The sequence below is a fragment of the Pedobacter agri genome (assembly GCF_032678665.1).
Taxonomy (GTDB): Bacteria; Bacteroidota; Bacteroidia; order Sphingobacteriales; family Sphingobacteriaceae; genus Pedobacter; species Pedobacter agri_A.
On sequence record NZ_JAVTSH010000001.1, the window covers coordinates 362300 to 377041 of the forward strand.

Genomic DNA, 14742 nt, shown 5'->3' on the forward strand with positions numbered 1-14742 from the left:
CAACTATAAAACTAAACCTAATTATTTTGATGCCTGAGATTTTAATGAACGTAGTTCATTTTTTAACTCCTCAATCTGTTTCTGCTGTTCTTTAATACTTCCAACCAACAAAGGAATTAAACTTTCATAATCAACCTTGGTAAGCGTTGCCGAATTATAAGCGTTTTTACCTGCCGGATATTGTTTGGCCTGTACCGCTACAACAGATGGAACTGCTGCCTTTGCATCAGCACCTACAAAGCCATACTGTGATGTTGATGGTAGCTTAAGTTTTTCTGCCCAGGCTTTATCATAATTAAAGCTTACAGGTTGTAATTTAGAAACCAATTCCAATGAGTTACTTACTGGTTTCACGTTTGTTTGTGCCACTTCTTGTGCACTGATTTTTAAGGATGCAGCAATTAAAAATACTGCAAAACCTAATGAAATTGCTCGTTTCATATGATTATATATTTAGATTAAAAAATGGATTACCCTTAATTAGGGATGATTTTAGAAAATAATTTCTAAACGGCAGGAGGAGGTGTTAAAACCTCAGGAAAATAGCTTAATTTATCAAAGTGATTTGGGATAATCACTTTGGCAGGCATTTCAAACGCCCATACAGCATCATTAATCATTAGAAAATCTTGAGCGAAATATTCCGTTTCTACTTTCTTGTCTTCTTTTTCTGTAGCATCATTTGATGATACATTTTCGATATCTACTGCAGCATAGCTTAAATACGATAAAACATTGCCCACCTTCAAAAACAAAGCGATTGCCAGGCAAAGAATTAAGATATATTTAAAACCACTAAACTTCATTGTTACAAATATAAGTTGTACGATTTAATTAACAAATATTGTCTGTTAAAGTTCTGTAAGAAAATAAAAATCCATCGCCCTTAATCAGAACGATGGATTAAAATATCATTTATGTTAAACCTAAAATATAGCTCGGGCAATTTGACGCGTTTGTTCTGGCCTGCCCATGGTGTAAAAATGCAAAACTGGTGCTCCAAAATCAATAAGTTCTTTACACTGCTTAATCATGGCGGCAGTTCCAATTTCTTTTGCTTCGGCATTATTCTTAGCATGCGCTAATGTATCAGTCAGTTCATCAGGAAGATCGATGTGAAAAATTTTCGGCAAAACATTTAACTGCGTAAGCGTACTGATTGGTTTTAAACCTGGAATAATCGGCACATTAATATCGTTCTCACGGCATTTTTTAACAAAGTCGAAATACTTTTGATTATCGAAAAACATTTGTGTAACGATAAACTCCGCACCCATATCTACCTTCTTTTTCAGGTATTTGAAATCAGCGTTTAGATTCGGTGCTTCGAAATGTTTTTCAGGATATCCGGCAACGCCGATACAAAAATCACTTTTAAATGTCTCTATATCCTCATGAAGAAACTTGCCTTCATTGTGGTTTTTAATGTGCTCAATTAAATCTGTAGCATAGCAATGCCCGCCTTTAGTAGGAATAAAAGCGGTGTCAGCAGCACGGGCATCACCTCGCAGCGCCAAAACATTGTCGATTCCCAGAAACTGTAAATCGATTAAAGCATTTTCAGTTTCTTCTTTGGTAAAACCACCACAAATTAAATGGGGAACGGCATCGATTTTATATTTATGAATAATTGCCGCACAGATGGCAATGGTTCCCGGACGTTTGCGATAAGAAACCTTTTGCAACAAACCATTGTCCTGCTCTTTGTAAATATAATCTTCTCTTAACGATGTGACATCAATAAAAGGAGGATTAAACTCTAGCAAAGGATCAATGGCATCATAAATCCATTGGATACTTTGCCCTTTAATAGGCGGCAATAGTTCAAAAGAGAATAGCGCTTTGCCATTTGCGTTTTTTATATGATCTGTAATTTTCATTAGTTGGTTAGTTGGTTGGTTATTCGTTTTTTAGATAAATAGGCTCATCCAACCTCATCTTAAAAAACACTGATACCGTAATTATTCTTTATTTAAAAATCTTATGTAACCATTAATCAATTTACCTAATACCTCTATTTGTGAAAGACAATCGTTTAATTGTAATTCAGAGACAAATCCAATATCAAAGGAGACATAAATATGAGTTTCCAATTCATATAATGATCCTCTAGCAATCGCTAAAAATTGAATAGTTTCTTTAGGATGCTGTCTTCCAGATCCCTCTGCAATATTTGAAGGTACTGAAACTGCACACCGTCTGATTTGAGAAACCAATCCATATATCTCCTCTTTTGGAAAGGAGGCTGTTAATTTGTAAATAAAAGCAGTAAATATCCTTGCCTTCTTCCAAACCTCCAATTCAGTATATTTTTGATATGCCATATTGTTAACCAAAAATTAAGTTATCTAAACAACTATAAACTAAACAACCAAAAAACTAATAAGCCAAATTCGGGCTCAACCATCTTTCTACTTCCTCAACAGACATACCTTTACGAACTGCATAATCATCAATCTGATCTTTAGTAATTTTTCCTAAGCCAAAATATCTCGATTCGGGATGTGCGAAGTAAAACCCGCTAACGGCTGCTGTTGGATACATGGCATAACTTTCAGTTAAATGCAATCCGATTTTATTTTCAGCATCGAGCAGTTGAAATAAAGTGCCTTTTTCAGTATGTTCCGGACAAGCTGGATAACCTGGAGCCGGACGAATACCTGCATACTCTTCTTTGATCAATTCCTGATTGCTTAAATTTTCATCTTTAGCATATCCCCAGTATTCTTTACGCACACGTTCATGCATCCGTTCGGCAAATGCCTCGGCCAAACGATCGGCTAATGCTTTGGCCATGATGCTGTTATAATCATCGTGATTTGACTCGAATTCAGCTACCAATTCATCTATCCCGATACCTGCAGTTACCGCAAAGCCACCAAAATAATCCTGAATACCGCTTTCCTTTGGAGCTATAAAATCGGATAATGCGTAATATGGCTGTCCATCTACTTTCTCAGCCTGCTGGCGAAGGGTGTGGATTTTGATGGGTTGCGTGTTATGAGTTGCAGGTTGCAGGTCTTGTAACCCGTAACCTGCAACTTGTAACTCAATGTCATCGCCAACCGAATTTGCCGGCCAAAAACCAATTACAGCCCTTGCTGTAAGCAGTTTTTCATCCAAAATCCGTTTTAGTAAAGCCTGTGCATCATCAAAAAGCTTTTTAGCTTCATCGCCAACATTTTTATCATCAAATATTTTAGGATAACTGCCACGAAGTTCCCAGGTATGGAAAAATGGGGTCCAATCAATGTAGGGCACCAATTCTTCCAAAGGATAGTTATCAAAAACTCTTGTGCCAGTAAATTCAGGAACAGGTAAATCTGATTTAAAATCTATCTTGAATTTATTTTCTCTTGCTTCTTCTATAGTTTTAAAACGTTTATCAGAACGTTTATTTAAATGCGCTTCACGGGCTTTATCATATTCTGCTCTGATACCTGCAACGTAATCATCTTTGGTTTCCGGATTCATTAAAGTACTGCAAACCGTAACACTTCTTGATGCGTCTAAAACATGAATCGCCGGACCAGAATAATTTGGCGCAACCTTTACTGCAGCATGGATACGCGAAGTTGTAGCACCACCAATAATCAGTGGAATGGTAAAACCTTCACGCTCCATTTCTTTGGCAAAATGAACCATTTCATCTAATGAAGGTGTGATTAAACCGCTTAAACCAATGATATCCGCATTAATTTCTTTAGCTTTTTTGATGATTTCCTGAGCAGGAACCATCACACCCATATCAACAATTTCGAAGTTGTTACAGGCCAAAACTACACCTACAATATTTTTCCCAATATCGTGTACATCGCCTTTAACAGTAGCCATCAATACTCTTCCTGCAGAAGAATTTTGGTCCTGATCCGGATTATCCAGCTTCTCTTGCTCAATGAAAGGAAGCAAATAAGCCACAGCCTTTTTCATTACCCTTGCCGATTTTACCACCTGAGGCAGGAACATTTTTCCGGCACCAAACAAATCACCCACGATATTCATTCCATCCATCAACGGACCTTCGATTACCTGAATCGGGCGGGCGTATTTTTGTCGTGCTTCTTCCACATCATCATCAAGGTATTCAACAATACCTTTTACCAAAGAATGCGATAGCCTTTCCTCTACCGAACCCTTTCTCCATTCTTCATCTTTAACAACCTCTTTTCCTTTTGATTTAACCGTATCAGCATATTCCACCAGCCGCTCGGTTGCATCATCTCTACGGTTCAGCAACACGTCTTCTACCCTTTCTAAAAGTTCAGGTGGAATTTCCTGGTAAACTTCGAGCATTCCAGCGTTTACAATTCCCATATCCAAACCAGCCTGAATGGCATGATAAAGAAACGCAGAGTGCATGGCTTCGCGAACGACATTGTTTCCTCTAAAAGAGAATGATATATTGGAAACACCGCCACTTACTTTTGCATAAGGCAGATTTTCCTTAATCCACCTTGTGGCATTAATAAAATCTACAGCGTAATTATTATGCTCTTCTAATCCTGTTGCAACGGTTAAAATATTCGGATCGAAAATAATATCCTCAGGAGGAAAACCAATTTCATTTACCAAAATATCATAACTGCGTTTGCAAATTTCTTTTCTTCGTTCGTAATTGTCGGCCTGACCTTGTTCATCAAAAGCCATCACCACAACCGCAGCACCGTATTGCATAATTTTACGGGCGCTTTCGCGGAATTTTTCCTCGCCTTCTTTAAGCGAAATTGAATTTACAATTCCTTTTCCCTGTAAACATTTTAAACCATTTTCAATAACCGACCATTTAGAAGAATCGACCATAATCGGCAGTTTGGCTATATCCGGTTCGGAAGCAATGAGGTTCAAAAATTTGGTCATGGCAGCTTCCGAATCAAGCATACCTTCATCCATATTCACATCAATTACCTGCGCCCCACCTTCTACCTGTTGCAAAGCGACGGCTAAAGCAGCTTCGTAATCGCCACCCAAAATTAATTTTGAAAACTTTGGCGAACCAGTGATATTAGTTCTTTCTCCAACGTTTACAAAAATGCTATCTGGTTTTATGGTAACCGGTTCCAAACCACTCAAACGCATAAATGGTTCGATAACGGGCAACTTTCTGGGAGATGCTTTTTTCGCATTTTTGGCGATGCAACCAATGTGATCAGGTGTGGTTCCACAACAACCGCCCACAATATTTACAAATCCTGACTGAATAAAATCATCTACCAAATGAGCCGTTTCATGAGGCTGCTCATCGTAAGCGCCAAACTCATTTGGCAAACCCGCATTTGGATAGGCCGAAACATAACAACCAGCTTTATTGGCCAGTTCTTCGATATGCGGACGCATTTCTTTCGCTCCTAAAGCGCAATTGAAACCAATACTTAAAGGTTTTGCATGCATTACTGAGTTTAAAAAAGCTTCAGCTGTTTGCCCGGAAAGTGTTCTTCCAGAGGCATCGGTAATGGTTCCGGAAATCATAATTTCCAGTTTACGACCGATAACTTCTTCGTATTTTTTAATGGCTACAATGGCCACTTTAGCATTTAGCGTATCAAAAATAGTTTCGATTAATAACACATCCGAACCGCCATCTACCAAACCGCGAACCTGCTCGTAATATGCAGCTTCAAGTTCATCAAAATAAACGGCCCTAAAGCCCGGATCGTTTACATTTGGCGACATGGAAAGTGTACGGTTGGTTGGTCCGATTGCACCAGCGACGAAACATTTACGATCGGGATTAGCCGCCATAAATTCATCAGCTGCCGCTTTTGCCACACGGGCACCTTCGTAACTCATTTCATACGAAAGATCTTCCATCTGGTAATCAGCCATCGAAATTCTTTGCGTACTGAACGTATTGGTTTCTATAATATCGGCTCCGGCCGTTAAATATTCAAGATGTATGGCTTTAATAATATCAGGGCGTGTAATGTTAAGCAAATCGTTATTGCCTTTTACATCACATGGATGATCTTTAAAACGTTCCCCTCTAAAATCTTCTTCAGTTAAAGTATAACGCTGAATCATGGTTCCCATCGCACCATCGATTACTAAAATACGTTTTTCTAATTCTTCTCTTATACTCATTTGCTTTGTAAAATGTAAGATGGAAAATGGAAAATGGAAAGACGCGTTAAACATCTTACATTGAACATCTTACATCTCCAAAAAGGCTTATCTTAAAAGTTGGTATATTGATTACCACTAAAACTTATCTGCTCTCGCCACTGCTGAGATTAGAATGTAGCACCTTGTTGGCACAGGTTGCTAAGACTTCGTTGGGTCTAATCCCTCCGTCTTTCTTAATAAGCATACAAAAATGCAACAAAGCAACATCAATTCCAAAAATTATCAGCTGGCAGCCAAATAAAATTACAAAGGCCATGCAAAACTGCACAGCCTTAAGAATATTGTTTCGTGATAACGTTTAAAATCGTAAATCTGATTACCCAGACTTACCATATTATTTTCTACTTCCAAAAATACGAAGTAAGAAAAGGAAGATATTAATAAAATCAAGGTATAACGATAACGCAGCCATAATTGCCAGCTTTTTCGTATCGGCAGATGGAATGGTTTCACCACTTTCTTCAATGCCCTGACCAATTCTTTTAATCTTTTGCACATCATAAGCAGTTAAGGCCGTAAAAACAGCAATACCGATAAAGGCCATGATTAAACTAAATTGCTCACTTTTAATAAACATATTGGCAATACTTGCGATAAATAATCCGGCAACGCCAACCATTAATATTGGGCCGAATTTACTCAAATCAATATTTGTGGTATAACCCATAACGGCCATAATACCAAAAATACCAGCTGCTGCCGCGAAACAGGTAATAATAGATGTTCCGGTATAAATAAGTAAAATAAAACTTAAGCTCACGCCGAGCAAAACCGAAAAGAGCACAAAAACACCCAATAAAGCTGCGTAAGATAATCTTGAAAAACCAGCACCCATAACCAAAACTAAGCCAAGTGGTGCAAACATGGCCACATAACCTAAACCTGTTCTTTGACCAGTTTCGAAATTGATTAATGCCCTGAGTGCTGATTCAGTATTTGAGATATAGAAAGCAGATAAGGTAGATAAGGTTAATGCCACAAACATCCATAAAAAGACATTTGCAAAAAATTTCTTCGACACAGAATTTTCCTGTACGAAAACACTATTGGTTTGATAATTATAATTTTGTTGTTCCATTTTTAATTGAGTGTATTTAATAATTTTAAAAATAACAATTTAGTTCAATCTTTTTGTCAGTAGTTCTTCAACTTTCTTATAGAATTGTAAGGGCTTCAAAGTTCGCCAGGGGAGATGATCAAAAGCGCCACCAAAATTGATGTAGTAATCAATGTTGTTATCCCTGAACTCTGAAATCACATGTTCCTGAAAGTTAACACCAACAATCCAGCCATCTTCTACCTCCTGAAACCATTCTTCGTAGTAACTATCATCAGAAGCATGAAAATTTAAAACATTCTCGCCAATCAAGATGAATTTGTTAATGCCCTCATCCATCATTAACTCCAGAATATCTCGTTTTAATAACATGATATCATTGTTGATGGCATCGTTCCATTCACCAATAAATTCGATAATCGCATAACTCCTATCGTAATCGGCGTAAAGCACCTTCATATAAAGGGTGTTCGATCCAAATTCGTCCCACTGCGGATGCAGCAAGAAATTATAAATCTGTTTATCGAAATAAATTTCCGAATATTCGGTATTGTAAAACGGCGAGCGCTCATCTTCTGCCGAAATATAATCATCTCTCCACTGGTAATAAGGCTCGATTTCGTGCATTTTGAGTTAAAAGTTGTAGGTTAAAAGATAAACGTGTATTGATCCAGACTTTAGTATTGCGAAGGTTTTATGAACATCCAGACTTAAAACGTATATCTTTTAACTTTTAACCCCTTGCTGTCCCGCCTCAACAGCTTTACGAACACTTCCATGTTGCGTAAGCAAATCGGCTGCATCATCATAACCAATGTTCAATTCGTCTGCCACCATTTGTGTCCCACGATCAACCAGTTTATTATTGGTTAACTGCATATCTACCATTTTGTTTCCAACCACCCGTCCTAATTGTACCATTACCGTGGTACTCAGCATATTTAAAACCAGCTTTTGTGCTGTACCAGATTTCATTCTTGTTGAACCTGTAATAAACTCAGGGCCTACAACCACTTCAACCGGGAAATCAGATTCAGCAGCAATTGGTCCACCAGTATTACAAACAATGCAACCCGTTAAAACCCCATGTTTACGGGCGGTATTTAAACCACCAATTACGTATGGTGTGGTTCCTGATGCGGCTAAGCCAACCAAACAATCTTTTTCGTTGATATTGAATTCTTCGAGGTCTTTCCAGGCCTGAACAGCATCATCTTCAGCAAATTCCACAGCTTTTCTGATTGCCGTATCTCCACCTGCGATAATACCCACTACCCAGTCAAAGGGCACACCGTAAGTCGGCGGACATTCAGATGCATCAACCACGCCTAAGCGACCGCTTGTACCTGCGCCGATGTAAAATAAACGACCACCTTTTTTCATTCTTTCGGCTACTGCCGAAGTTAGTTTTTCTATTTGAGGCAAAGATTTTTCAACCGCGTAAGCAACAGTTTTATCTTCATCATTAATGCCCTGCAAAACCTCTAACACCGACATTTGATCGATATTGTTATAGTTAGATTCCTGCTCGGTAACTCTGTTCATAAATTTAATTTTGATAAAATTCGGTAAATTCTTTTTAAAAAGTACCCTAAAAACTCAAAAATATGTCGGCTAAAATTCTTACGGCTAATTTATAGCGTTAATTTATGTTAAATATTAGAAACAAAAGACAGGAAAATGCAGTTAAAAAATATAGTAAACCGCTAAATTTCATAAATTTGCATAGCGCTAATGAAAAAGAATACCCGAAATAACATACTAATTGCAATAAGCTATTCTGTAATTTTAATAGTGGGTATGATTTTGGGCATAAAGTTCATCAAAGATCAAGGTTTCGGTGTAAAAAGAAGTCCACAATTAGCTGTTAACAGTGATGGCAAGCTTGAGGAAATCCTCCACATCATCAATAAAAATTATGTTGATGATATTAATACCGATTCATTTCAAAATCTTCCTATCGATAGCGTTTTACATCAGTTAGATCCACACAGCGTTTACTTGCCTCCAACAGATGCCCAGGATATGAGCGATAACCTGGAAGGAAACTTTGAAGGAGTAGGCATTGAATATTATATGCTTAATGATACCATGATGGTTACGGGCGTGGTTAAGGATGGTCCGGCTTACCAGGCTGGAATAAAATTGGGTGATAAAATTTTAACTATCGATACCGCGACGGTGAGTGGAAGGAATTTACCGAAAGAACAACTTACTGGTCGTTTTAGAGGTAAAGCTGGTAGCGGCGTAAGTGTTACCTTAATGCATAGCGGTACTCAAGTGCAAAGCCGTTTGATGGTTACCAGAGGTAAAGTAAATATTAGTAGTATCGATGCGGCATACATGATTAATTCCGAAACGGGTTATGTGAGGATCAGTAAATTTGGCGCCAATACTGATAATGATTTTGCTACGGCTGCTAATAATCTGAAAGCAAAGGGAATGAAAAAGCTGATTCTCGACCTACGCGACAATGGCGGTGGATATTTTTCTGCAGCCACAGGCCTGGCCGATCAGTTTTTACCAGAAAATAAACTGATTGTATATACGCAAGGTAAACACGAACCCCGTACAGATTACTTCTCTACAGGTTCAGGTTCATTTCAAAACGGAAAGCTTGCTATCCTGATTAACGAAAATACGGCTTCTGCAAGTGAGATTGTTGCCGGAGCCATTCAGGATTTAGGCCGCGGGATTATCATTGGCCGCCGTTCTTTTGGTAAAGGACTGGTGCAGGAACAATTTTCTTTTGGAGATGGCTCTGCGTTGAATTTAACAATTGCAAGATATTACACCCCATCGGGACGAAGTATTCAAAAATCTTACAAAAAAGGTTATGATGCTTACAAACATGAGTTAGATGAAAGAATGATGGATGGTGAGTTAACCGGCGATCGTACTTCGTTTCAGGACTCAATTGAAAAAGCTGAAGGCGTAGCAATTCAAAACAGCAAAAAGCAAAAGCCAAATGGCGGTATTCGACCAGATGTTTTTGTTAAGCTAGACACTGCAGGTTACAACAGATTTTATGCAACGCTGGTAAGCAAAAAAATTCTTTCAGATTACGTTTTTAATGTATTAACCAATAAATACAATGCCGGCTTTGTAGAGCAAAACATCAACTCTTTTACGCTTGGCGATAATGATTTTAAAGATTTTATTGGTTATTTGCAACGAAAGAATGTTCAGATTGATCGTTTTCAATTGTACAATTCCAAATCAGTTATTCTTAACGATTTAAAAGCATTACTTTGCCGTTATTACCTCGGCGATGTAGGCTATTACCGTTCGGCAAATCAAAATGATAACGCAGTGAAGCAAGCTTTGGTGAATTTGCAATAACTTCACCAAATGCATCTTTGAGAGATTTCATCCCGTAACTTAAATAAACTACGCAAATTTTCTTACCAGGAACGCCTCACATGTTAGAAACCGATCGCCTTATTTTAAAGCCTCTTACGCATAATCAACTGTTAAAATACATTAAGGACGATCATTCCCTCGAAAAGGAGTTAAAGCTTTTACCCACAAAGAAAAACATTTCCAGATCATTACATGATGCATTAGCGCAAACCATTTTACCAAATGTTTCTGATCGGGATAAGGATTATTTATACCATACGCTTTGGGCGATAATTTCTAAGCCAGACAACAGGATGGTAGGAGATATTTGTTTCGTAGGCGAACCTGATGCGGAAGGAGAAATTGAGATTGGATATGGAACTTACGAAGAATTTAGGGGGAAGGGCTTTATGACCGAAGCGGTAGGCAGAATTGTAGAGTGGGCTAAGGATCAACCTCATGTAAGATCGATATTTGCGGCTACAGAAAAGCGAAATGTGGCTTCATATTCCATATTAGAAAAAAACCACTTCCTCCATATTGGAGAAGTAGATGATATGCTAAGCTGGAAAATCACTTTCTAAACCCTACATAACGATCTCAAACAGACTTAAACTGATGCCTTCGTAATGCTTCGGTAAACCGTCTGATTGTTGCAGGGTAACAACGCCAACGTACGTGAAACCACAACTGGTATAATATTCCAAAAGCTTTTCATTATCTGCCCAGGTATCCATCCTGATATATTTTATTGTATGTTCAATCGCATATTTCTTTGCCCATTTGATAATTTCTTTAACGAAAGCATAACCCCTGAAATCGGGATGCGTTACAATCCGGTGTATATATAAAGAATCATGATCTCGATCGCCCCAAATCAGCTGATCGGTAAAAGTTACAGCAAAAACGCATGCCACTTTTCCATCAACTAAAATTTTATATTGACGGTTCTCCTCAATTTCGGTTTCCACCAAAGCGCTGCTAAAGCCTTGCCAATGTTTATTGAATACCTTTTTTTGATGCGCAACAGCCATGTCGTAAAAATCAAAGATGGTATCTATATCATTCGGCTGGCTGTTTTTTACTTCAATTTGCATAAAACGAAGATATGAAATTAGCTATTGAGTTAACTAACGCTATTGAGGTAGAAATATCTTGATTTTTCATTGCACTTGAAACAAGAACAGGGCTGCACTTCTGATGAAATACAAGCCCTGTTTTATAAATATTCGTTTCAAAATGCAGAATATTATTTCTGCCTGAAGAAAATTTGAATTGGCGAACCTGAAAAATCGAAATTCTCTCTTAACTTATTTTCGATGAAACGTTTATACGGATCTTTAATATACTGTGGCAAATTACAGAAGAACGCAAACATTGGCGAGGTACCGTTAATTTGCGTGATGTATTTGATTTTAATGTGTTTACCTTTTAATGCTGGTGGTGGGAATTTCTCAATCAATGGCAACATTACATCATTTAATTTTGATGTAGGAATTTTCTTTCCACGGTTTTTATAAACTTCTAAAGCAGCCTCAATTGCTTTGAAAATACGCTGCTTATTCAATACTGAGGTAAATATGATTGGCACATCGGTAAATGGGCGAATGCGTTCGTGAATTTGCTCCTCGAAAGCTTTCATGGTCTGGGTATTTTTTTCAATCAAATCCCATTTGTTAATTAAAATAACAATACCCTTTTTATTTTTCTCCGCAAGATGGAAAATATTGATATCCTGACTTTCGATACCTTCAACAGCATCAATCATTAGTACCACAACATCTGCTTCTTCTAAAGCTTTAATGGTACGCATTACCGAATAAAATTCAAGGTTTTCTTTAACCTTTGTTTTTTTACGCAATCCGGCGGTATCAATAAGCATAAATTCATGTCCAAACTGGTTGTAGTGAATTTTTATCGAATCGCGGGTGGTACCAGCATTGGCCGTTACAATATTACGTTCTTTACCAATTAAAGCATTTACCAACGATGATTTACCTACATTCGGGCGACCGGCGATAGTAATTTTCGGCAATTGATTTTCCTCTTCCGGAATATCTTCAAAGTTTTTTACGATCTCATCCAATAACTCACCAGTACCCGACCCAGTCATTGACGATAATGGATAAACCTCGCCTAAACCAAAACCATAAAAAGTATGAATTTCATTGTACAATGCAGTATTATCTACTTTATTAGCACAAACAAAAACAGGCTTATTACTTCTACGCAAAACCTGGGCAATATCATCATCCAAATCAGTAATTCCAGTGGTAACATCAACCATAAAAACCAGAACACTGGCTTCTTCAATGGCAATCATTACTTGCTCACGGATGGCAGCTTCATAAACATCTTCAGAATTAGCTACATAACCTCCAGTATCAATTACGGTGAATTGTCTGTCGGTCCACTCACCTAAACCATAGTGCCTGTCGCGGGTTACGCCGCTCATATCATCTACAATGGCCTTGCGACTTTCGGTTAATCTATTAAAAAGGGTGCTTTTGCCTACGTTTGGCCTGCCTACGATGGCGATAATATTACTCATTTCGTGTATTATTGATAGTTAATGGCTTATAGTTAAAGGTCTGGATGTTCAGCAAGCTGCTTAAACTATTTGGCTATCAGCCATTGACTATCAACTACTAACCGATTTATTTCGGGCTGCAAAGGTAAGGTTAATTTTTGGAACCTTTATCAATATTAATTTTTATACTTGCTCAGGAGCCCTTTAATTACATCTTCGGTGAGCTGATTATTTTGCAGCAATGGAAAACCTTCCCACCTCACTATACCTTTCGGATCGATCAAAATAGCATGCGGAATACCAGTTACACCAAGTGCACTCTTCACTTTTGCTTTGGTATCAATTGCTTCAAAGTATTCAATTTTTGGGTTGGCAAAAGCTTCTACCTTTTCTGCTGCTTCATCAGATATACCAATGATGACTAACTGATCTGCATATTTTTTCTGAATTTCGTTTAGTGTTGGAATGTAAGCCCTGCATGGCCCACACCAGGTTGCCCAAAAATCAACCAAAACGAATTTACCCTTCGTATTTGGCTGTTTGGAAATCCATTTTTCTACAATTAGTTCTGGCGCTTTTTCATTTAAAACAGATTTTGCCCAAAGCTTTTTACCATTGTTTGATTCCTGTGCTAAAGCCTTAAAACCGGAAAATAATAAGAGCGTTATTAAAAAATTTTTCATCCCTAAATTTCGAAATTAATTATCATAACCGAAGCTCTTCAGGTAATTCTTTTTACTTCTCCAATCTGGAATTACTTTCACAAACAATTCTAAAAATACCTTTGTATCTAAAAACTTCTCTACTTCTAAACGTGCTTCCGTACCCACTTTCTTAAGCATGCTTCCGCCCGTTCCAATTAGAATGTTTTTTTGAGAGTCGCGTTCGACCACGATTTCCGCCATGATGCGCACCATATCGCCTTTACCATTTTTAAGCGCTTCTTCTTTAAAACTTTTAACAATTACCTCTGTGCTGTAAGGAATTTCTTTCTGGTAATTCAGAAAAATTTTCTCACGGATAATTTCAGAAACAAAGAAACGTTCCGAGCGATCAGTTAAATCTTCTTTATCATAATATGGTGGATGCTCTGGTAATAAATCTAAAACGTGTGCCATAATCCCATCAACATTATGTTTATGCAAAGCAGAAATGGCATAAATAGAAACGGGGTTAAGCTTTTCCTGCCAATAGGCAATCTTCTCATCAACCTGTTCTTGTAAAGCTTTATCAATTTTATTTATAAGTACAATAGTTGGAATGTTTCTGTCTAAAATTTTATCCAGTACATCATCTTCATCATGCGTTTCATTGATATCGGTAACGAACAAAAGTACATCGGCATCAGTTAAAGATCCATTAACAAAACTCATCATACTCTCTTGCAAAGAATACTTGGGTTTGATAATACCTGGTGTATCAGAAAAAACAATCTGATATTCTTCTTCATTTACAATACCTAAAATACGATGCCTTGTAGTTTGCGCTTTTGGTGTGATAATGCTAAGTCGCTCGCCTACAAGCACATTCATTAGGGTAGATTTACCTACGTTTGGTTTACCTATTATACTAACAAAACCTGCTTTATGCGCCATTGAAATATTTTTTAAAAAAAATTTGCAGCACAAAGAAACGAATTATATCTTTGCATTCCAATTCGGAAACAGCATTAAGGATTTAATCTAAGCTTAAA

General features: G+C 37.6%; 14 protein-coding genes and 1 riboswitch. Of the genes, 2 read left to right on the forward strand and 12 right to left on the reverse strand.

Annotated elements, in window-relative coordinates:
* Positions 1-21: 21 nt before the first annotated feature.
* The 8 genes from R2Q70_RS01600 to murQ all read right to left on the reverse strand — a co-directional run bounded on the left by R2Q70_RS01600 (position 22) and on the right by murQ (position 8722).
* A complete protein-coding gene (locus R2Q70_RS01600; RefSeq protein WP_316805939.1) occupies positions 22-441 on the reverse strand; it encodes a tail fiber domain-containing protein in 420 nt (139 codons plus the stop codon).
* A 65-nt stretch (positions 442-506) separates the two neighbouring features.
* Positions 507-806 carry a hypothetical protein gene (locus R2Q70_RS01605; RefSeq protein ID WP_316805940.1) on the reverse strand — a complete coding sequence of 100 codons (300 nt, stop codon included), beginning with the start codon at positions 804-806 and terminating at the stop codon, positions 507-509.
* Between the two features lie 120 nt (positions 807-926).
* A complete protein-coding gene (locus R2Q70_RS01610; protein WP_316805941.1) occupies positions 927-1880 on the reverse strand; it encodes a methylenetetrahydrofolate reductase in 954 nt (317 codons plus the stop codon).
* 81 nt (positions 1881-1961) lie between these two features.
* Complete coding sequence (locus R2Q70_RS01615; RefSeq protein ID WP_316805942.1) at positions 1962-2324, reverse strand: four helix bundle protein; 363 nt, start codon at positions 2322-2324, stop codon at positions 1962-1964.
* Between the two features lie 55 nt (positions 2325-2379).
* Positions 2380-6078: a methionine synthase gene (gene metH / locus R2Q70_RS01620; protein WP_316805943.1), complete on the reverse strand. Its 3699-nt coding sequence runs from the start codon at positions 6076-6078 to the stop codon at positions 2380-2382.
* A gap of 121 nt (positions 6079-6199) precedes the next feature.
* Positions 6200-6303: riboswitch (SAM riboswitch) on the reverse strand.
* 151 nt (positions 6304-6454) lie between these two features.
* Entirely contained in the window at positions 6455-7198 is a 744-nt protein-coding gene (locus R2Q70_RS01625; protein WP_316805944.1) for a Bax inhibitor-1/YccA family protein, read from the reverse strand.
* Between the two features lie 39 nt (positions 7199-7237).
* Positions 7238-7804, reverse strand: coding sequence for a hypothetical protein (locus R2Q70_RS01630; RefSeq protein WP_316805945.1), 567 nt, complete (start codon positions 7802-7804; stop codon positions 7238-7240).
* Between the two features lie 99 nt (positions 7805-7903).
* A complete protein-coding gene (murQ, locus tag R2Q70_RS01635) occupies positions 7904-8722 on the reverse strand; it encodes an N-acetylmuramic acid 6-phosphate etherase (RefSeq protein ID WP_316805946.1) in 819 nt (272 codons plus the stop codon).
* A 189-nt stretch (positions 8723-8911) separates the two neighbouring features.
* On the opposite strand from murQ, the gene R2Q70_RS01640 reads away from it, so the two are divergent.
* Positions 8912-10519 carry a S41 family peptidase gene (locus tag R2Q70_RS01640; RefSeq protein ID WP_316805947.1) on the forward strand — a complete coding sequence of 536 codons (1608 nt, stop codon included), beginning with the start codon at positions 8912-8914 and terminating at the stop codon, positions 10517-10519.
* An 80-nt stretch (positions 10520-10599) separates the two neighbouring features.
* Entirely contained in the window at positions 10600-11103 is a 504-nt protein-coding gene (locus tag R2Q70_RS01645) for a GNAT family N-acetyltransferase (RefSeq protein WP_316805948.1), read from the forward strand.
* Between the two features lie 3 nt (positions 11104-11106).
* On the opposite strand, the gene R2Q70_RS01650 is transcribed toward R2Q70_RS01645, so the two are convergent.
* The 4 genes from R2Q70_RS01650 to era form a co-directional block, all read right to left on the reverse strand.
* Entirely contained in the window at positions 11107-11616 is a 510-nt protein-coding gene (locus tag R2Q70_RS01650) for a GNAT family N-acetyltransferase (RefSeq protein WP_316805949.1), read from the reverse strand.
* Positions 11617-11768: 152 nt separating this feature from the next.
* Positions 11769-13070 (reverse strand): ribosome biogenesis GTPase Der, encoded by a 1302-nt coding sequence (gene der / locus R2Q70_RS01655; protein ID WP_316805950.1) that lies wholly within the window; start codon positions 13068-13070, stop codon positions 11769-11771.
* 155 nt (positions 13071-13225) lie between these two features.
* Positions 13226-13732: a TlpA disulfide reductase family protein gene (locus tag R2Q70_RS01660; protein WP_316805951.1), complete on the reverse strand. Its 507-nt coding sequence runs from the start codon at positions 13730-13732 to the stop codon at positions 13226-13228.
* A gap of 15 nt (positions 13733-13747) precedes the next feature.
* The gene (gene era / locus R2Q70_RS01665) at positions 13748-14644 is read right to left on the reverse strand and encodes a GTPase Era (RefSeq protein ID WP_316805952.1); all 897 of its coding nucleotides are present in this window, start codon (positions 14642-14644) and stop codon (positions 13748-13750) included.
* Positions 14645-14742 lie beyond the last annotated feature (98 nt).